Origin of the sequence: Caballeronia sp. J97 (genome assembly GCF_905220305.1) — a bacterium.
GTDB lineage: Bacteria > Pseudomonadota > Gammaproteobacteria > Burkholderiales > Burkholderiaceae > Caballeronia.
This window is the reverse complement of the sequence record NZ_CAJMZL010000001.1, coordinates 856,809-875,691: the sequence shown is the minus strand read 5'-3', so window position 1 is coordinate 875,691 and position 18,883 is coordinate 856,809. Positions and strand designations below refer to the sequence as shown.

General features: G+C 62.6%; 20 protein-coding genes, 1 other RNA gene and 1 riboswitch. Of the genes, 9 read left to right on the top strand and 12 right to left on the bottom strand.

What is annotated here, in order from left to right; translation table 11 throughout:
- Nucleotides 1-6: 6 nt before the first annotated feature.
- A complete protein-coding gene (gene cobA / locus U4Y90_RS04015) occupies nucleotides 7-762 on the top strand; it encodes a uroporphyrinogen-III C-methyltransferase (protein WP_321792603.1) in 756 nt (251 codons plus the stop codon).
- Nucleotides 763-841: 79 nt separating this feature from the next.
- Here the strand turns inward: cobA and U4Y90_RS04010 are convergent, their stop codons facing one another.
- From U4Y90_RS04010 to lptF, 5 genes are all read right to left on the bottom strand, one after another.
- On the bottom strand, nucleotides 842-1,264 hold the full coding sequence (locus U4Y90_RS04010) for a type II toxin-antitoxin system VapC family toxin (RefSeq protein WP_321792370.1): 423 nt from the start codon (nucleotides 1,262-1,264) through the stop codon (nucleotides 842-844).
- On the bottom strand, nucleotides 1,264-1,509 hold the full coding sequence (locus tag U4Y90_RS04005) for an AbrB/MazE/SpoVT family DNA-binding domain-containing protein (RefSeq protein ID WP_321792368.1): 246 nt from the start codon (nucleotides 1,507-1,509) through the stop codon (nucleotides 1,264-1,266). Before U4Y90_RS04005 ends, U4Y90_RS04010 begins: the two co-directional genes overlap by 1 nt.
- 88 nt (nucleotides 1,510-1,597) lie before the next feature.
- A complete protein-coding gene (locus tag U4Y90_RS04000; RefSeq protein ID WP_321792367.1) occupies nucleotides 1,598-1,969 on the bottom strand; it encodes a CbiX/SirB N-terminal domain-containing protein in 372 nt (123 codons plus the stop codon).
- 22 nt (nucleotides 1,970-1,991) lie between these two features.
- Nucleotides 1,992-3,140: an LPS export ABC transporter permease LptG gene (lptG, locus tag U4Y90_RS03995; protein ID WP_321792601.1), complete on the bottom strand. Its 1,149-nt coding sequence runs from the start codon at nucleotides 3,138-3,140 to the stop codon at nucleotides 1,992-1,994.
- A gap of 4 nt (nucleotides 3,141-3,144) precedes the next feature.
- Nucleotides 3,145-4,242 (bottom strand): LPS export ABC transporter permease LptF, encoded by a 1,098-nt coding sequence (gene lptF, locus U4Y90_RS03990; protein ID WP_321792365.1) that lies wholly within the window; start codon nucleotides 4,240-4,242, stop codon nucleotides 3,145-3,147.
- A 171-nt stretch (nucleotides 4,243-4,413) separates the two neighbouring features.
- Between lptF and U4Y90_RS03985 the strand changes: the two genes are divergently transcribed.
- The 3 genes from U4Y90_RS03985 to U4Y90_RS03975 all read left to right on the top strand — a co-directional run bounded on the left by U4Y90_RS03985 (nucleotide 4,414) and on the right by U4Y90_RS03975 (nucleotide 6,773).
- Nucleotides 4,414-5,946: a leucyl aminopeptidase gene (locus U4Y90_RS03985; RefSeq protein WP_321792363.1), complete on the top strand. Its 1,533-nt coding sequence runs from the start codon at nucleotides 4,414-4,416 to the stop codon at nucleotides 5,944-5,946.
- A gap of 7 nt (nucleotides 5,947-5,953) precedes the next feature.
- A complete protein-coding gene (locus U4Y90_RS03980) occupies nucleotides 5,954-6,370 on the top strand; it encodes a DNA polymerase III subunit chi (protein ID WP_321792362.1) in 417 nt (138 codons plus the stop codon).
- Nucleotides 6,371-6,431: 61 nt separating this feature from the next.
- Complete coding sequence (locus tag U4Y90_RS03975) at nucleotides 6,432-6,773, top strand: DUF2486 family protein (RefSeq protein ID WP_321792360.1); 342 nt, start codon at nucleotides 6,432-6,434, stop codon at nucleotides 6,771-6,773.
- Between the two features lie 166 nt (nucleotides 6,774-6,939).
- Here U4Y90_RS03975 and U4Y90_RS03970 read toward each other — a convergent pair whose 3' ends face one another.
- On the bottom strand, nucleotides 6,940-7,998 hold the full coding sequence (locus tag U4Y90_RS03970; protein WP_321792358.1) for a type I restriction endonuclease: 1,059 nt from the start codon (nucleotides 7,996-7,998) through the stop codon (nucleotides 6,940-6,942).
- Nucleotides 7,999-8,476: 478 nt separating this feature from the next.
- A complete protein-coding gene (gene ilvD / locus U4Y90_RS03965) occupies nucleotides 8,477-10,150 on the bottom strand; it encodes a dihydroxy-acid dehydratase (RefSeq protein ID WP_321792356.1) in 1,674 nt (557 codons plus the stop codon).
- Between the two features lie 108 nt (nucleotides 10,151-10,258).
- On the opposite strand from ilvD, the gene U4Y90_RS03960 reads away from it, so the two are divergent.
- Together U4Y90_RS03960 and lgt are read left to right on the top strand one after the other, a co-directional pair.
- Complete coding sequence (locus tag U4Y90_RS03960) at nucleotides 10,259-11,218, top strand: LysR family transcriptional regulator (RefSeq protein WP_321792354.1); 960 nt, start codon at nucleotides 10,259-10,261, stop codon at nucleotides 11,216-11,218.
- Nucleotides 11,219-11,254: 36 nt separating this feature from the next.
- Complete coding sequence (lgt, locus tag U4Y90_RS03955) at nucleotides 11,255-12,157, top strand: prolipoprotein diacylglyceryl transferase (protein WP_321792352.1); 903 nt, start codon at nucleotides 11,255-11,257, stop codon at nucleotides 12,155-12,157.
- Between the two features lie 42 nt (nucleotides 12,158-12,199).
- On the opposite strand, the gene U4Y90_RS03950 is transcribed toward lgt, so the two are convergent.
- From U4Y90_RS03950 to U4Y90_RS03930, 5 genes are all read right to left on the bottom strand, one after another.
- Nucleotides 12,200-12,889, bottom strand: a complete 690-nt coding sequence (locus tag U4Y90_RS03950) for an SIMPL domain-containing protein (protein ID WP_415749290.1) — start codon at nucleotides 12,887-12,889, stop codon at nucleotides 12,200-12,202.
- 111 nt (nucleotides 12,890-13,000) lie between these two features.
- Nucleotides 13,001-13,459 (bottom strand): EVE domain-containing protein, encoded by a 459-nt coding sequence (locus tag U4Y90_RS03945; RefSeq protein WP_321792348.1) that lies wholly within the window; start codon nucleotides 13,457-13,459, stop codon nucleotides 13,001-13,003.
- 98 nt (nucleotides 13,460-13,557) lie between these two features.
- A non-coding RNA gene (gene ssrS, locus U4Y90_RS03940) (6S RNA) lies at nucleotides 13,558-13,739 on the bottom strand.
- A gap of 105 nt (nucleotides 13,740-13,844) precedes the next feature.
- Nucleotides 13,845-14,159, bottom strand: a complete 315-nt coding sequence (locus tag U4Y90_RS03935; protein ID WP_061118796.1) for a cell division protein ZapA — start codon at nucleotides 14,157-14,159, stop codon at nucleotides 13,845-13,847.
- Complete coding sequence (locus U4Y90_RS03930; RefSeq protein ID WP_321792342.1) at nucleotides 14,156-14,524, bottom strand: ATPase; 369 nt, start codon at nucleotides 14,522-14,524, stop codon at nucleotides 14,156-14,158. Before U4Y90_RS03930 ends, U4Y90_RS03935 begins: the two co-directional genes overlap by 4 nt.
- A 262-nt stretch (nucleotides 14,525-14,786) precedes the next feature.
- Nucleotides 14,787-15,111: riboswitch (cobalamin riboswitch) on the top strand.
- 79 nt (nucleotides 15,112-15,190) lie between these two features.
- Between U4Y90_RS03930 and U4Y90_RS03925 the strand changes: the two genes are divergently transcribed.
- From U4Y90_RS03925 to U4Y90_RS03915, 3 genes are read left to right on the top strand one after another with little or no spacing between them, the layout of a single operon-like run.
- Nucleotides 15,191-17,065, top strand: a complete 1,875-nt coding sequence (locus tag U4Y90_RS03925) for a TonB-dependent receptor domain-containing protein (RefSeq protein WP_321792340.1) — start codon at nucleotides 15,191-15,193, stop codon at nucleotides 17,063-17,065.
- A 35-nt stretch (nucleotides 17,066-17,100) separates the two neighbouring features.
- On the top strand, nucleotides 17,101-18,099 hold the full coding sequence (locus tag U4Y90_RS03920) for an iron ABC transporter permease (protein ID WP_321792599.1): 999 nt from the start codon (nucleotides 17,101-17,103) through the stop codon (nucleotides 18,097-18,099).
- Complete coding sequence (locus U4Y90_RS03915; protein ID WP_321792338.1) at nucleotides 18,096-18,872, top strand: ABC transporter ATP-binding protein; 777 nt, start codon at nucleotides 18,096-18,098, stop codon at nucleotides 18,870-18,872. The genes U4Y90_RS03920 and U4Y90_RS03915 overlap by 4 nt, the downstream gene beginning before the upstream one ends.
- Nucleotides 18,873-18,883 lie beyond the last annotated feature (11 nt).

Genomic DNA, 18,883 nt, shown 5'->3' with positions numbered 1-18,883 from the left:
AAAGCTATGGGAAGGGTCTATCTGATCGGAGCGGGGCCGGGCGCGGCGGATCTCATCACCGTGCGCGGCATGCGTCTGCTCGAGCAGGCGGATGTCGTGCTGCACGACGCGCTCGTCGAGCCGGCGATGCTCGACTATGCGCCCCAGGCGAAGAAGATTGCCGTCGGCAAACGCTGCGGACAGCGTTCGACGGCGCAGCACTTCATCAACAAGCAGATCGTCGATGCGGCGCTGGAGCATGGCGTCGTCGTGAGGCTGAAGGGCGGCGATCCGATGCTCTTCGGCCGCGCCGACGAGGAAATGCGCGCGCTCGAAACCGCGGGCATCGAGTTCGAAGTGGTGCCGGGCATCACCGCGGCGCTGGCGAGTGCGGCGACGCTCAAGCGTTCATTGACCTTGCGCGGCGTGGCGCGCAGCGTCGCGCTGGCGACCCATTCGCGCGCGGCGGACAGCGACGAGATCCGCGAGCAGGCAAAGGCCGATTCGCTCGTGTTCTACATGGGCCGCGACAGCGCGCCGGACATCGCTCAGCAACTGATCGATGCGGGACGTCCGGGCGCGACGCCGGTGGCGATCGTCGAGGCGTGCAGCACGCCGCGTGAGCGCACGCTGACGCTGACGCTCGCGCGTATGGCGCTGGGCGAGGCGCAGGACTGGCTGGACCCGTCGCAGCCGAGCTTGTTGATGATCGGTGAGGCGTTTCGCGAGCGGGCAGGCGCGAAGCCGAAGGTGCATTTGAAGGGGATGCAGGCGGCGGCTTGAGTGATTCAACTGGCGGACGACTGGCAGAGAATCGGAAGCGCACCGGAGACGGTGCGCTTTTTGTTTTCGCTCTCGAGTTTCAAAAGTCCACGAGCCTGATTTTCTTCTTCTTTGAATTGCTCGCCAGAACCGAATCGAGCGTTGCGAGCGTCTTCGCTTTGCAGTCCAGCGCGGTAGCGAGATGAAGCGCGTCTCCTGCGCGCAGTCCCGTCGATGCATCGAGCGTGAGGATTGCCGCGTGATGGAAGACGGGCGGTTCGATCGGCGTGAGTTGCAGGTCGCTCGTGCACATTCGCTCGAAGCTGCGCCACGCAAAAGCGGATTGCTCGTCGGTCAATTGTCCGGTGCGCCGCTTGATGCCGAGCGCACTGGCAAACTCCGTGACGCACCACGCTCCGGAGATCAACTCGTCCCTGGTGGCCGCGTACCAGCGAGAGACGGCAGCGGACATGCGCTCCCGGACGCACAGCGCGACCAGCACGCTGGTGTCGACGTAAATCATCAGTAACGCGCCCCGCGTCGCAGTTCGTCGATGACGGAATCAGTCATCGGCATGGCGTCTCGCGTTTCGGCCAATTCTTCCGCGAACGCTCGACGGTCCCATTTGGCGGGACGAAGGCAGATGCCGCCGTCCACCGTGAGGCTGACCTGCACCTGGTCACCTTCGGAAAGACCCGTGTGCCTCAGATAGTCGGCAGGAATGCGTACGGCGAGGCTATTGCCCCATTTGGAAATGAGCAGATTCACGCGAAGCTCCTTGGATATACGGAAACGTATATCCAAGTATAGCTTTCGATCCGGCTGGCGCAATTCGGCCGAACGGCCATCGACAAAGTTACTGGGTGACCTGTCGTAAGCAATACCCCGCGACCGCATCCAGAACCGCATCATCTTCCCCGACCGCCGTCGCGCAGGAAATGGCGACATCCGGATGCGCCGCCCGGCACTTCTCGACGATCTCCGGCAAGTCCCTCCGTACATGCCCGCCTTGCCCGAAGAACACCGGCACGACCGTGATCGCATCGCAGCCGGTGGCGGCTTGCTGAGCCACGGCTGCGGGCAAATCCGGCGACATCAATTCCAGGAACGCCAGCGCGACCGGTTCGCCGTGCAATCCGCGCAGTTTCACGGCCAGCCGCTCGAACGGCTCTTTCCAGCGCGGATCGCGCGCTCCGTGACCGAACAGGATGATGCCGTGCTTCTTCATCGCGCGCCCCCCGGAAGAAACGTCAGTGCCGCTCCACCCACTTGAGCCCCACCAAGCCGATCGCGAGATAGGCGAGGGCGGGCGCGGCCGCCGTGATCGGCGCGGGCCACGTGTTCAGATTGCCGATATGCGAGAACAGCGTGTTGAACAACTGGAAGCTCATGCCGATCATGATGCCACCGAACACCTTCACGCCGACCACGCCCGCGCGGGTATGCAGATACGCGAACGGCAACGACAGAATCAGCATCACGAACACCGCGAACGGATAGAGAATCTTGCGCCAGAACGCGATCTGATAACGCTGCGCGTCCTGATGATTCTCCGTCAGGTGCTGGATGTAGCGGAAAAGATTGAACATCGACATGCGGTCGGGCGACACCAGCAGCACGGAGAGAATCTGCGGTGTCAGCTCGGAGCGCAACGAGTATTCCGGCAATGTCGTTTGCGTCGCGCGATAGACCGGGTTCAGCGTATCGCCGGGATTGACGGCTTGCGGCGGCGCGTCGTTCAACTGCGTGTCGGTGACGCCCGTCAGCTTCCAGTGTCCGGGCGGCTCGTACACGCCGCTCTTCGCGATGCGCACGTTGGTCAGCCGGAACTTCGAATCGAATTCGTAGATGCGCACGTTGGCGATCGTCGAGTCGGGATTCAGCGTGCCGACATTGACGAAGCGCGTGACCTGTTCGCCGTTTTCCTTCGCCGTCAGCGTGTCCTTTACCCATACGCCCGACTGAAAATTCGACGACACCGACGAGCCGAGCGCCTCCAGCCGAACGCGCTCGGACAACTGGTCCGTGTACGGCCCGACAACCTCGCCGATGAGATAGGTGATGAGCACCAGCGGAATGCCGATCTTCAGGAGCGAGCGTAGCGCGGCCCCGGTCGAGAGTCCCGACACGCGAAAAATCGTGAACTCCGAAGCCGCTGCCATTTGCGCGAACACGTAGATCGCCGATATCAGCGCGGCAACCGGGATGATCTCGTAGAAGCGCGAAGGCGCCTGCAGCGCGACGCGCAGCACCGCGAGCGTGAACTTGTAGTTGCCGTGCCCGACCGTGTTCAGCTCGTTGATCAGGTCGAAGAAGAAGAACAGGCCCGAGAACGCGAACAGGATAAAGATGAACGCGAGATAGATCTGGCGCGCGAAGTATCGTTCGTAGATGCGCATCATGTCAGGTCCCCTTCGAACTCGTCAGCGACGAGAGCCTGAAGAGCGGCCGGTTACGAATCCGCAGCCAGAAGATGAACGCGACGAGCGCCCCGACGACGACATGCAGCCCGACGAGCCCCACGCCGAACGACAGCTTGCCTTGCTCGATCCACGATTGCACGACGTTCAACAAGTTCGAGTACGTGAGGTAGATCAGCACGGCCATCACGAGATTGATCGTGCGGCTGCGGCGCGGATTCTGATAGGAAAGCGGAATGGCGAGCAACATCAGATTGATGGCGATGAGCGGCAAGCCCATGCGCCAGGCGAATTCCGCGAGATTCTCGTTGGTCGGATTGGCGAGCAGCTCGGGCGTGTAGATGCCGGTTGTCGTCGGCGTGTTCACGACCTGGCGGCTCATTATCTTCACACCATAACGCTCGAACTCCATGATGCGGAAGTTCGGCTGGCCGGGCTCGCCGTCGTAGCGGCGGCCGTTGTCGAGCACGATGAAGCGGTCGCCGTCGGGGCGCGTTTCGGTGTGGCCGTTCTTCGAGACGATCACGTTGACCTTGCCGCCTTCGGTGCTCGTGACGAACACGTTCTCGACATGTCCCTGATCCTGCGACATCTTCTCGATGAAAAACACCCGATGGCTCGACGGCGATTCGCGGAATTGCCCCGGCGCCAGCAGCGACACTTCATCGCGCTGCTGAAAGCGCTGCTTGATGAGCTTGCTTTGCTGGTTCGACCACGGCCAGCCGACGAACGCGAAGAAGATGATGAGGATGATGATCGGCGTGGAGAACACCGCGACCGGCTTGATGAGCTGCGTCTGACTCACGCCCGACGCGAGCCACACGACCATTTCGGAATCGCGATACCAGCGCGTGAGCACGAAGAGAATGGAGACGAACAGCGTCACGATCAGCATGACCGCGAGATAGCCGATGACGGTCAGCCCGATCAGCACGACGACGTCCTTCGGGTCGATCTGACCTTGCGCCGCAAAGCCGACGATGCGGATCATCATCGTCGTGAGCATGATCGTAAGCAGCACCATGAACACGGCGCCGGCCGTGTACGCGAGTTCGCGCTGCAGGGAGCGTTCGAAGATCATTGAATTTTTGCTTGGAGCCGGCGGCGATGCGGAAATCTGGCACGCATCTCGTGACTTGCGGGAAGGGCATTCGCTTACCCCCACGCCGCGCGCCTATGACCGCCGCGGAAAAAATAGCGGATAATTGCGGCTTTCATCCTTCAGCCAAGATTTTATCCGAGGATAAGCGCGATGGACTTTAGCATAAAAGCCTGTGATTGGAGCAAAGGCGAGGCAAATGGTTTCCTTACCGGAAAGTCGGATGTCATCGTCCTCGGCATCTTCGAAGCGCAGACGCTCACGGGCGCCGCGCGCGACATGGACGTCGCCACCAAAGGGCTGATCTCGCGCGTCGTGAAAGCCGGTGACATGAGCGGCCGGGCCGGCACGACGCTGATGGTGCCCGAAGTGACCGGCATCGGCGCATCGCGCGTGCTGCTCGTCGGTCTCGGCAAGCAGGACGCCTTCAATCAGAAAGCGTATGGCGAAGCCGTGCGCGCCGCATGGCGCGTGGTGCTCGGCTCGAAGATCGGCCAGGCGACCTTCACGCTCGCCCAACTGCCGATCCAGGAACGCGACGGCGTCTGGGGCGTGCGCGCCGCGCTGCTCGCGCTGCGCGAGCTGACCTACAAGTTCACGCAGATGAAGAGCAAGCCCGACAACGGCGCGCGCTCACTCAAGAAGATCGTGTTCAGCGTCGATTCCGCCGACGAGAAGGCCGCCAGGGTCGCGGTGAAGCACGGCGTCGCGATTGCGAACGGCATGGATCTCACACGCGATCTCGGCAATCTGCCGCCGAACGTCTGCACGCCGACCTATCTCGGCCAGACCGCGAAGAAGCTCGGCCGCGACTTCAAGCTGAAGGTCGAGGTGCTCGGCCAGAAACAGATCGAAGCGCTGGGCATGGGCTCGTTCCTGTCGGTGGCGAAGGGCTCGGTCGAGCCGCCGCAGTTCATCGTCATGCATTATCAGGGCGCGGGCGCCGACTCGGGCAAGGCCAAGGGCAAGAACGCGCCAATCGTGCTCGTCGGCAAGGGCATCACGTTCGACTCGGGCGGCATCTCGATCAAGCCGGGCGAGGCGATGGACGAGATGAAATACGACATGTGCGGCGCGGGCTCCGTGTTCGGCACGATGCGCGCGGTCGCCGAAATGGGCCTGAAGCTCAACGTGATCGGCGTGATCCCGACCTGCGAGAACATGCCCGCGGGCAACGCGGTGAAGCCGGGCGACATCATCACGGCGATGAACGGCACGACCATCGAAGTGCTGAACACGGACGCAGAAGGCCGCCTCATCCTGTGCGATGCGCTGACCTATGCGGAGCGCTTCAAGCCGGCCGCCGTGGTCGACATCGCGACGCTGACGGGGGCGTGCATCATCGCGCTCGGCCATCACAACACCGGGCTCTTCTCGAAGGACGACGCGCTCGCCGGCGAACTGCTCGACGCATCGCGCGAAGCGACCGATCCGGCCTGGCGCCTGCCGCTCGACGACGAATATCAGGATCAGCTCAAGTCGAATTTCGCGGATGTCGCGAACATCGGTGGACGTCCGGCGGGCAGCGTGACCGCTGCGTGCTTCCTGTCGCGCTTCGCGACGGCTTATCCGTGGGCCCACCTCGACATCGCCGGAACCGCGTGGAAGAGCGGCGCGGCGAAGGGCGCGACGGGCCGTCCGGTGCCGCTGCTCTCGCAGTTCCTGATCGATCGCGCGGGCGCATGAAGCAGGCATGACGCGCATCGATTTTCATACGAATGTCGGCGATCCGCTGGCGTATGCCTGCCGCCTCGCGCGCAAGGTGTACGCGAGCGGCAAGCCGCTCGTCGTGCTCGCCGAAGCGCAGCGCCTCGCCGCGTTCGACGAGCAGTTGTGGACTTTTCAGCCGCTCGAATTCGTGCCGCATTGCATGGCGAAGAGCGTGCTCGCGAAGGACACGCCCGTCGTGCTCACGTCGAATCTCGATGAGGCGCCGCATCATCAGGTGCTCGTGAATCTCGGCGCGCCGGTGCCCGCGCAGTTCGCGCGCTTCGAGCGGCTCGTGGAGATCGTCGGCAGCGATGCCGATGATCTCGCCGCGGGGCGTGAGCGTTATCGCTTCTATCGCGATCGCGGCTACGCGATCGAGACGCACAATCAGGGCGGTTGAGCGTACAGATGCCGCGCGCTTTCGTGCGCTACGCTCGCAGCAACAAAGGAGGCCACCTGACATGACCGACAAGACCGAATCCTTCGATCCGTCCATTCCCGTCCTCACCGATGTCGTCGTGCCCGGAAAGCCGGAGTACGCGCGCGCGCCATCGGCCGACGAAATTGCGATCGAATACGATGCGGAACAGATCGCCGAGCGGCTGCGCGGCCGCTTCACGAGTTTCCTGACGGGCGATGCGCGCGCGCTGATCGAAGAGCGCTGCCGCGAAGTGTTGCGCGAGCATTCGACGCAGCTCGTGTCTGCGATCACCCGCGAAGTCGCCATGGCGCTCGAAGCCCGGATGAGCGAATGGGTGCGCGACGCGGTCGAAAACGAACTGCGCCGCCAGCGCGGGGAGTGAGTCCGTTCGAGCGCAGCGACGGAATTCGGTTCGGGAGATGAGTCACGGCGCTTCGGGCGAGCAGCGCCAATCACCAGGGAGTCGCATCGCGGCGGACCCGGAGCGAAGAGGGGCACATGCGCGCCCCTCTTCGCATCAAGTCATAAAAGGGATAGCAGTCTCGTCATCAGGCGGCTACTCCTTCGTCGCGCGTGTACCAGGCTATGCAAGCTTTCAGCTTATCGGCGAGATCAAAAATATCATCCAAACTCTGCAGAGGGATCCGATCTTCCTCTTTCTTCTCGTCAAAAACGCCAATGACAAGTCGGTTCTCGTTCTTGAAACGTAGTCTGCAAATGGGCTTGCGATTGTTGTCGTCGAACAGAACAGCGCAATAACTAGCTGCGCCGCGTATAGCCACTCTGTCAGAAGAAACAACGGAACGTAAGATGGCGCGGATGATTTGATACGCCTCGACCTCGATAGCCGTTGGCTCGGTCGTCTCGTCCGATACGGAATCCGATTCGGGATGAATCATGGAGGCAGAAAGTGCGGGTTCGGGAGTCATCGCCCCTTTCAGACGCTCGTTGATCTTGTCAGCAACCAATTGCTGGAACGCGTGCTTCGCGATTTGCGTGAACTGGTCTTTCACCGCATTCTTAAAATGCTTGCCAGCCAGAAATTCTGCAGACACCAGACGAACGAAATCTTCGGGAGGCTCGGCCATCCATTCACTCAACGTGTTTTTGATGGCGCGCGTATATTTCAGGTGATTTGCCGTGGTCAGTATGTTTTCAAGATCAAAAACCGTCTTGGCGAATTTTTTTAGTTCCTCAACGTCCTGATCGCGAAAATCGGCGAAATTAAACTCGAAGAATGGCTTCTCGTCCATCTTGTTCGGTTGCTCAAGGTCAGTAAAGAACCTATAAACAAGACCATTGGTCAATACGCCAAATCGTGCTTCTGTTACGTGAAAGTATCGAAAGAGTTGGCTTGCGTGGTTGATACTTAAATCGCCGCCACACTTCTTGCACTCGAACAGCATGATAGGGTTGCCATCTTTGAGGATCGCGTAGTCGACTTTTTCACCTTTCTTCGTGCCAACGTCAGCAATCAACTCGGGTGTGACTTCCAGAGGATCGAAAACGTTATAGCCGAGGAGATGAATAAACGGCATGACCATGGCGTTCTTAGTCGCTTCTTCTGTCTGAACCATATCTTTTGCGGCAGCTACGCGCGCGGCCAAGGCCCTGACTTCGTCGATAAAATCTATACTTTCTTACCTTTACACTGTTAGTGATCTTGGGCCCCAATAAAGCAGAAAAGAGCATTGCTTCGTCAGGGATTCGGCTTTCGTCGGTATCGCGTTGCGCGTGGCTTGCTCGTTTTGCAGAACTCGCATGAAGTTTAGCGCGCACCGGTTCGCCTATGCGAAGGCAGTCGACAAATTCGTTTATAAGGTACTTTTCTGGATTTGGACAAGTCCGTAGCATGCTAAAAGATCTGATCGGAATTGAAGTCCACTTGTTATTTCGTGGTGATTGTTAAAAATTGTGACGATATATCTTTTGGATGTTTTATATCTCAAAGTGTTGAGAAACAAGTGATCTCGGAGAGTTGATTGCAAAAAGGCTGCTTCAACGCGGGTTGAAGCAGCCTTTTATTGCCCGAGAAAACCGCGTTAGCGAATTCGCCAGAGCATTGCTCGAGATGCTAAGAGCAAATCAGCCCGTCACCGCGCCCTTGTTGGCGGGCTGCGCGAGCGCCGCGAACTTCGCCAGCACGCCGCGCGTGTACTTCGGCGCAGGTTGCTTCCAGGCGGCGCGGCGGCGCGCGAGTTCGGCGTCATCCACGTTCAGTTGCAGCAGCAACTTGTGCGCGTCGATGGTGATCGAATCGCCTTCCTGCACGAGCGCGATGGTGCCGCCCGCGAACGCTTCCGGCGCGACGTGGCCGACCACCATGCCCCACGTGCCGCCCGAGAAGCGGCCGTCGGTAATGAATCCGACCGACTCGCCCAGGCCCTTGCCGATGATCGCCGAGGTCGGCGCGAGCATCTCCGGCATGCCCGGACCGCCCACCGGCCCGAGATAGCGCAGCACGAGAATGTCGCCGGCCTTGATCTTGTCGCTCAGGATCGCTTCCATCGCGCTCTGCTCGTCGTCGAACACGCGCGCGGGGCCGGTGATCACCGGATTCTTCAGGCCCGAGATCTTCGCGACCGCGCCGTCCTCCGCGAGATTGCCGCGCAGGATCGCCAGATGCCCTTCCTTGTAGAGCGCCTGCTCGATGGGGAAGATCACCTTCTGATCCGCGCGCGGCTTGCCGGGCACGTCCTTCAGTTCCTCGGCGATGGTGCGGCCGGTGATGGTCATGCAGTCGCCGTGCAGGAGGCCCGCGTCGAGCAGGATCTTCAGCACTTGCGGGATGCCGCCGGCCTTGTGCAGATCCGTCGCGACATATTGACCCGACGGCTTCAGGTCGCAGATGACCGGCACTTTCTTGCGCATGCGCTCGAAGTCGTCGATGCTCCATTCCACGTCCGCCGCGTGCGCGATCGCCAGATAGTGCAGCACGGCGTTGGTCGAGCCGCCCGTCGCCATGATGAGCGCGACCGCGTTCTCGATCGACTTCTTCGTGATGATGTCGCGCGGCTTCAGATCCTTCTTTACGGCTTCGACGAGCACGCGCGCCGACTCGGCGGCGGAATCGACTTTTTCCTGATCGGGGTTGGCCATCGTCGACGAGTACATCAGCGACATGCCGAGCGCCTCGAACGACGAACTCATCGTGTTCGCGGTGTACATGCCGCCGCACGAGCCGGTGGACGGGCACGCGTTCTTCTCGACGCCCTTGAAATCCTCCTCGGACATGCGTCCCGCCGTGAACTCGCCGACCGCCTCGAACGACGACACGATCGTCAGATCCTTGCCCTTCCAGTTGCCGGGGCGGATCGTGCCGCCGTACACGTAGATCGACGGCACGTTCATGCGCGCCATGCCGATCATGCCGCCGGGCATGTTCTTGTCGCAGCCGCCGATCACGACGACGCCGTCCATCCATTGACCTTGCACCGCGGTCTCGACGCAGTCCGCGATCACTTCGCGCGAGACGAGCGAGTACTTCATGCCCTCGGTGCCCATCGACATGCCGTCGGATATCGTCGGCGTGCCGAAGATCTGCGGATTGGCGTCCGACTTTCGAATCGACTCGATCGCGGCGTCGGCGAGACGTTGCAGGCCCGCGTTGCACGGCGTGATGGTCGAGTGGCCGTTCGCGACACCGATCATCGGCTTGTCGAAGTCCTCTTCCTTGTAGCCGAGGGCGTAATACATCGAACGGTTGGGCGAGCGCGCGACGCCCTGGGTGATGTTCTTCGAGCGGCGATTGAAAGCCATGGTGTGCTCCTTGAGGGGATGTTTTTAGTCTGGTGCAGCAAGAATGCAACCGCGTTATGTGTCTGTCCAATATATTATTCAGGGCTTATTAGGTCGTAAGACATATCAATGGACCCGAGAAATGCGCCCATCGAACTGCGTCTGCTGCGCTATTTCGTGACGGTCGCCGAAGAGATGCACTTCGGCCACGCCGCCGCGCGCCTCGCGATGACGCAGCCGCCGCTCTCGCAGGCGATTCGCGCGCTGGAGGACGCACTCGGCGTCGCGCTTTTCGTGCGCACGAAGCGGACCGTGGAGCTGACGCCCGTCGGCAAGGACCTGTTGCCGGAAGTACGCCGTCTGCTCGCGTCCGCCGAGGCGCTGCGTCCGCTCGCTCAGTCGCTCGCGCGCGGTGAGGCGGGCGTGCTGTCGCTCGCGTTCGTTTCCACCGCCGACTACGGGCTTTTGCCGGCGCTCCTGCGCGATTTCGGCGCGCGCTATCCCGGCGTGCGCCTGCAACTGACCGAAGCGACCAGCGACGTCCAGATCGAGGAACTCGTCGCCGGGCGCATCGATGCGGGCCTCGTGATTCCGCCGCTGCCGCCGCGTTACGCGAGCGCGCTATCGTATGTGGCCGTGGCACGCGAGCCGCTCGTCATCGCGATGTCCGCCGATGCCGCGCTGCAACTGGGGCAGGGCGCCGACGAATGGGCCGATACGCCCGTCGATCTGCACGATCTCGCGGCCGCGCCGCTCGTCGTCTTTCCAAGGCGGCTCGCGCCCGGTTTGTATGACATCATTATGGGCTGCTACGGCGGCGCCGGCCTCACGCCACGCATCGGCCAGGAGGCGATCCAGATGCAGACCATCGTGAGCCTCGTATCCGCCGGGTTGGGCGTCGCGCTCGTGCCGAAGTCGCTGCGTCATTTGCGGCGCACGGGCGTCGTGTATCGTCCTCTGCGCTCGCCGGACGCGTCGGGCACGCTCGTCGAAACCGGTCTCGTGTGGCGCGCAGCGGAAGTGAGCCCGGTGCTCGCCGGGTTCATCGAGATCGTCCGTTCGCGGGCCGAAAGCGCCGGTTCTGTATGATTCGCCCTTGTAGTTCGCTCAAGTTCCCACATCAGAATGCTCATACATCCCAATTTCGATCCCATCGCGATTCATCTCGGACCGCTCGCCGTGCGCTGGTACGGCCTCATGTATCTGGTGGCGTTCGTGTCGGCCATCGTCATCGGCCGGCTGCGGCTGCGCCTGCCGTACGTGGCCGCGCAAGGCTGGACCGCGAAGGACATCGACGACATGCTGTTCTACGGCGTGCTCGGCACGATTCTCGGCGGTCGCATCGGCTACGTGCTGTTCTACAAGGCGAGCTATTACGCGGCGCATCCGCTCGATATCTTCAAGGTCTGGGAAGGCGGCATGTCGTTTCACGGCGGCTTTCTCGGCGTGACGCTCGCGATGGTGCTGTTCGCGTATCACCGTAAGCGCACCTGGCTGCAGGTGACCGATTTCGTCGCGCCGATGGTGCCGCTCGGCCTTGCGGCGGGACGTCTCGGCAACTTCATCAACGGTGAGCTGTGGGGCCGGGTGACGGACCCGAACGCGCCGTGGGCGATGCTCTTCCAGAATTCGACGAACGACGACGCGATCTGGCTATCGAAGAATCCGCAACTCGACGCGCAGTACCATCTGACGGAGATCTTCCAGCGCTATCACATGCTGCCGCGCCATCCGTCGCAGTTGTACGAGATCGCGCTCGAAGGGCTCGTGCTTTTCGCCGTGATCTGGATGTTCTCGCGCAAGCAGCGCCCGGTCGGCGCGATTTCGGCGCTGTTTCTGATCGGTTACGGACTCGCGCGTTTCACGGTGGAATTCGCGCGCGAGCCGGACGACTATCTCGGCTTGCTCGCGCTCGGCCTCTCGATGGGTCAATGGCTTTCGCTGCCGATGATCATCGCCGGCGTGCTGATGATGGTGTGGGCGTACAAGCGCAATCTGCGCCTGCCGCCGGAATCCGCGAAGGCTTGAAGGAAGGGCGGGGCGGTCGACGCCGCCCCGCACAGGCAACGTTTATCGCCCCATCTGCACGGAACCCGAGACGTCGACGGTCACCGTCGTCGTGCCGGCTTCCATCGCGATGGGCGCGGCCATCTTCGCATCGGCGCTCATTGCGCGCGATTGCATCATCATGACCGGGCGCGGCTGCACGCCGCTATGTCCGACGTTCACTTCCCGAATCGTGAAATTGCTGTAGCCGAACCCCTGCGCCGCAGTTTGCGCCTGCTTGCGGAACGAGTCGATGGCTTGCGAGACGAGTTTCTGCTCGGCCGCGCGCTGCGCTTCGGGCGACAGCGAGAACGCGACGCTGCCCACTTGCATCGACGAACTCATCTTGCCCGCGAGCTTCGACGCCGCCGCGAAGTCATGCGACTCGAGCACGACTTCCGTGCGACCGCGCCACGCGGAGATCTTGCCGTCGCGATCGGTGGACGGATACACGGTGAACGAGCCGCTCTTGGCGGTCACCCCGTCGACGCCTTTCGCCTCGCGCAATGCGGCCTCGGCGCGCTGATTGAGCGTGTTGGTGAGCGACGAGGGATCGGCCGCTTCCTGCTCGTAGAAGAGCGTGATGTTGACCACATCCTGCGGCACTTGCGCGCTGGCCTGCGCCGAAAGTGACAGCACGCCCGAAGGCTGCGGCTGAGTGATCACCGTTTGCGCAGCGGCGACTTGAGAGAACGTGAGCGCAGCGCCGGACATCGCGAGGAGCACGAGCGCGGCGGCGGTTTTCTTGTTGATCATCGAAGGACTCCAGGACATCGCGTACGTGCGACGGGATTTAGTCGCGGTCCTGAAGTCGTAAGTTCCGTGTTAGACGAGGTGCTCGGTAATAAATCGCCATTGCGCTTCGGTCACCGGCGTGATCGACAGCCGGTTGCCGCGCGCGAGCACCTGCATGTCCGCGAGTTCTTCATGTTCGCGCAATGCGGCGAGCGCGATGAGCGGCGTCTTCTTCACGAACTTCACGTCGACGAGCATCCAGCGCGGCGTTTCCTGCGTCGATTTCGGATCGTAGTAATCGCTCTTCGGATCGAACTGCGTGGGATCGGGATAAGCGCTCGAGCATACCTTCGCGATGCCCGCGATGCCCGGCTCCGGGCAGCTCGAATGATAGAAGAGCACGCCGTCGCCGACCTGCATCTGATCGCGCATGAAGTTGCGCGCCTGATAGTTGCGCACGCCCGTCCACGGCAAGGTTTTTTTCGGCGCGTGCGCGAGATGATCGATGCTCGCTTCGTCCGGTTCGGACTTCATCAGCCAGTAGCGCATGATTGTTCGCTATGCGGAAATCGACGATGCTCAATGAAAGAGGGAATGAACGATGCAAACAAAAACGGCATCGGTTTTTCCGATGCCGTTTCTTGAATGAGGTCCCCGCCATAGCCGCTAGGCCGGCATCCTGAACCTCGGTTCAAGATTGGTCGCGGTAAGCAACACTTCGGGTACATCGGACTAGCGACGCGCGCGCCCGTGCTGCAAGGTTCCGCAACCGTGCCAATGTAGCATTGGTTCAAGGAATATATGACCTTGGCGTACCAGGCAGGGAAACGTCACTCTACACCAATCGTTTGCCTTCTGCAGCCTCTTCCGGTCACTTCGGTGGTTTCTTTTTTCGATTGACATCGCGCGCTGATTGACTCGACGCGCTGGCATCTCACTGCGCTTCGTATTGCGCGATGACGGCGCCCAGTTGCTCGTTCATCGAGTGCATCGTGCGGCGGATTTCTTCGGCGGGGAAGGCCTCGCCGTGGCGCACGCTGTCCTGCAGCTTAAGCAATTCCGACGCCAGCGAAAGCGCCGCCATGACCGCGATGCGATCGGTGCCGCGCACGCTGCTCGCATTGCGCACCTTGTTCATCTCGGCGTCGACGCGCGCGACGGCTTCGCGCAATGCGCCTTCCGTTTCCGGCGAACAGGCGAGACGATACGGCTGCCCGAGAATGGATACTTCGATCTGCGTGGTCGTCATGCCTTCTCTCCTTGATGATGCTCGCCGTGCAATTCCGCTTCATGTGCTTCCTGGGAATCGGCTTCGAGGAGATCGAGTTGATTGTCGGACTCGGCATGTTGCCCGGACTTCGCGCGCGGCAGCTTTTCGAGAATCGCGTTGAGACGCACTTGCGCATCGTCGATTTTCGCGGAGAGCGAGTCGCGTTCGGATTGCAGCGTGTCGCGCTCTTCGCGCACTTGCGCCAGTTCGGCCTGCACGTTCGCATAGTCGGCGCGCAGTTGTTCGAGCTGGTCCTGCAGCGCCTGATGCGCCTGCTTGTGGCGCTCGCTGATCTGGATCAGCCGGCCGATATTTCCTGACAGTGATTCGAGTTCGTTGAGCATGTGCTGCGTCCTCTAAAGACCTCGCATTTTAGCGCGGTTCAACGGAGCTTCCGATAATTGTCTCGTTTCGAGACGTAACAGCATGCGATCTCACGCTTAATTCTTCGAATCAAGCGCATGTCGTCATGCATTCGTGTGCAGAAAACGCGAGCGCCTGGCAACGCTCGTAAAGGCTCGGCCGATTCTCGTTCGATTCGTCATGCGCCGGCCGTCTGCCGGCGCCGCCCGGTGGTCCTTCCTTGACGGTCCCGACACGCGCTCCTACACTTGCCGCACTTTTGGTGCTCGCGTCCGCGGATCTCGCGGATGCAGTCAAACGGGAAACAGGGAGCGAAGTCCACGAAGTCCTGCGGGACGAACCGGGGACGAGCCAACCTGTGCTGCCCCCGCAACGGTAAGCGACCGCAACGCAAGTTGCAAGTCGTCTCATGCGCGTTTTTGCAGCGCGAGCGTGTCGAATTTCATCGCACCGGGTTCGTCGCTCGAATCGACTGCAAGAAACGTGTCGACGCCACTGCGCACGATGCGCGGGAAGGCGAGACGATTCGTCGCCAGCCCGGATACCGGCCGGAGTTCGACGCATCGGCGCTGATTGCGCCATGCGTTGGTCGCGCATCGTCCTCGCGGGGAGCGGGGTCGCGCTCACGCGAAACGGACACTTCACGCATGGTATTGCCACTGGCCGCGTTCAGGAACGGCCTCTCTCGTCATGGCGCGCTCGTCGCCGCCGTGAGCGCCTTGCCGCTTGCACACACCGCCCACGCCGCGGACGACACCTCGCAAACGCTTGCGCCCGTCGTCGTCACGGCGACGCGCGCGCCGCAAGCGCTGGCCGAATCGATTCCGCAGACATCGGTCTTCGACGAACAGGACATCGCCGACTCGAACGCCGGCGATGCGCTCGGCCTCATCGCGCTCGCGCCCGGTGTGCAGATCACGCGCAACGGCGGGCCGGGCGCGAACTCGGGGCTTTTCATACGCGGCGCGGCGTCGTCGCAATCGCTCGTGCTGATCGATGGCGTGCGCGTCGAATCGGCGTCGCTCGGCGCGGCGCAGCTATCGCAACTGATGCTCGATCAGATCGGCCGCGTCGAAGTCGTGAACGGCAATGTGTCGGCACTGTACGGCTCGAATGCGATCGGCGGCGTCGTGCAAATTTTCACGAAGGAAGGCGAGCCGCATCCGCCACGCTTCGACTTCGAGGCCGAATACGGCAGCTACCACACGCAGCGGCAATCGGCGGGCGTCAACGGCGCGCTCGATGCGGACGGCCGCACGACCTTCAGCCTGAACGTCTCGCGCGAAAAGACCGACGGTTTTTCATCGATCGATCCGGCGATCGCGCCCGGTGCGAATCCGAACGCGAACGGCTATCTGAACGAGAGCGTTGCCGCGACGCTGCGTCACAAGTTCAGCGACAAGTGGGACGCGGGCGTGCGCTTTCTGCAATCGAACGGCATCAACAGTTTCGACGATGCCCACGGCCTGCCCACCGACATCAACGAGTCGCACGATCGCGTGCGTTCGGCGTCGGTGTTCGCGAATGGCCGGATCACCGGCAACTGGACCACGCACTTCACGATCGCGCAGGGGCAGGACCGCGCGAACATCGAGCAGAACGGCGTCTATACGAACCGCTTCGATTCGGAGAACCGGCAGTACACGTGGCAGAACGACTTCAGAATCAGCGATGCGCACAAGCTGCTCCTCGGTTACGAGCATCTCGACCAGACGCTCGATTCGGATCAGTTCAGCGCGCCCGATCGTCACGTGAACTCGGTGTTCGCGGGCTATGTGGGGCACATCGGCGCGAACGAATTGCAGGCGAATCTGCGTCACGATCAGTATTCCGATTTCGGCGGCGCGAACAGCTACTATCTGGGCTACGCGTACAACTTCGATGCGCACTGGAGGGCGAGCGCGAGCTATTCGGCATCGTTTCGCGCGCCGAGCTTCGACGATCTCTACTATCCGTTCAGCGGCAATCCGTCGATTCAGCCGGAGCGCAGTCACTCGGTCGAGGCGGCGTTGCAGTACGCATCGAATGCGCTCGGCGTGATGCGCGTGACGCTCTTCCAGACGCGCTATTCGAATCTGATCGACTATGTGTCCGACGGCGGCTTCTACTATGTCGCGCAGAACGTCGGGCGCGCGAAGGTGCAGGGCATCGAGGGATCGTGGGCCGGACATCTCGGCGCAACCGATGTGCGCGCGGGCGTGACGTTTCAGAATCCCGTCGACGAAACGAATAACGAAGATCTGACGCGACGGGCGCGGCGCTTCGCGACGTTGACGGCGCATCGCACGATCGGGCGCTGGCGCGTCGGCGGCGAATGGATCGTGAGCGGGCAGCGGAGCGACTACGATTCGACGCTCGCGGGCTACGGCGTCGTGAATCTTTCGGCGCGCTACGATATTTCGAAGTCGTGGTACGTCACGGCGCGCATCGACAACCTGTTCGACAAGGACTATGAGCTTGCGTACTCGTACAACACGCCACGGCGCGGCGCCTACATCACCTTGGGCTGGCATCCGTCGTGAGCGGCGCGATTGAACATGCTCGCTTCGGGCGCCCGATGAACGCGAGCCGCGCGGCCGCGATCTGGATCGCGCTCGGCGCGGCGGCGCTCGTCGTGCTCGTCGCGTCGCTCGCGATGGGCAGCGTCGCGTTGCCCGTGTCGCATGCGCTCGGCGCGCTCTTTCACGCGCATGCATCGACACCCGATATCGCCGATGAAATCGTGCTCACCCTGCGTCTGCCGCGCGCGCTCGCGGGCTTCGCGTCGGGTGCGCTGCTCGCGACAGCGGGCGCGCTGCTCCAGGTGCTGTTGCGCAATCCGCTCGCGGAGCCGTACGTGCTCGGCGTGTCCGGCGGCGCGGCGGCCTTCGCGCTCGCCGCGATGCTCGCATCCTTGCCGTTATGGGGCGTCGATCTCGCGGCGTGCGTCGGCGCGTTCGCATCGATCGTTCTCGTGCTCGGCCTCGCGCGCAAGGATCTGTGGCAAAGCGGACAGGATGCGTCGCCCAGACTTCTGCTGACGGGCGTCGTGATCGCTTCCGGATGGGGCGCGCTGATCACGCTGATGCTGAGCATCGCGCCCGAGAACCGGCTGCGCGGCATGATCTTCTGGCTGACGGGCGATCTCAACGGCGCGGCGGCGCCGTGGCCCGCGTTGATCGCGCTCGTCATCGCGCTCGTCGCGATCGTTCCGGTCGCGCCGCAACTGAACGTGCTGCTGCGCGGCGACACGACCGCGCGCGCGCTCGGCGTGCCGGTCGCCCGCCTGCGTTTGCGTGTGTATCTCGTTGCATCGATCGCCGCGGCGGCCGCGGTGACGACGGCGGGGACCATCGGCTTCGTCGGGCTCGTCGTGCCGCATCTGCTGCGCCTCGCGTTCGGCAACGATCAGCGCATGCTCGTGCCCGCCGCCGCGCTCGCGGGCGGTCTCGCCGTGATGGCCGCCGATCTCGTCGCGCGCACGGTGATCGCGCCCGCGCAGTTGCCGGTGGGCGTGGTCACGGCGTTGATCGGCGTGCCGATGTTCCTGTGGATGCTGTTGCGGAGACCGCGATGACCCTGCGTCTCGACGCCATCGTGCTGCGCGCGGGCGCGCGCACGCTCATCGACGGTCTCACGCAGTCGATCGAAGCGGGCGAAGTGTGGTGCATCGCCGGTCCGAACGGCGCGGGCAAGACGACGCTCATCAACGTGCTCGCCGGCCTGGCGAAAGCGGCGTCGGGCAGCGTGTCGCTCGGCGGCCGCGCGCTCGCGTCATGGCGCGCGGCGGACCTCGCACGCGAGCGCGCCTTGATGCCGCAAGCCACGCACGACGTCTTCAGCGCGACCGTGCTCGACACCGTGCTGCTCAACCGCTTTGCGCATCTCACCGGCTGGGGCTGGGAAAGCGAGGAAGATCGTCACGCGGCGCGCGCCGCGCTCGACCTGCTCGGCCTCGCATCCTTCGCCGCGCGCGACGTGCTGACGCTTTCCGGCGGCGAACGCCAGCGTGTCGCGCTGGCTGCCGTGCTAGGCCAGAACGCGCCGCTCCTGTTGCTCGACGAACCGCTCTCGCATCTCGATCTGCATCATCAGATCGACTGCCTGCAGGCGTTGCGCGACGCGGCGCGCGAGCACAAGCGCACCGTAATCTTCTCGTGCCACGATCTCAATCTCGCACGCCGTTTCGCGACGCACGCGCTATTGCTCGACGGCAAGGGCGGCGTGCACGCGGGCCTCGTCGCCGACGTGCTCACGCCCGAACGCGCGAGCGCCGCATTCGGCTATCCGCTCGCGTTGATCCGCGACGGCGAACACGAAGCGCTCATGCCTTCCATCCCTCGCTTCTGAAAGGAATTTCG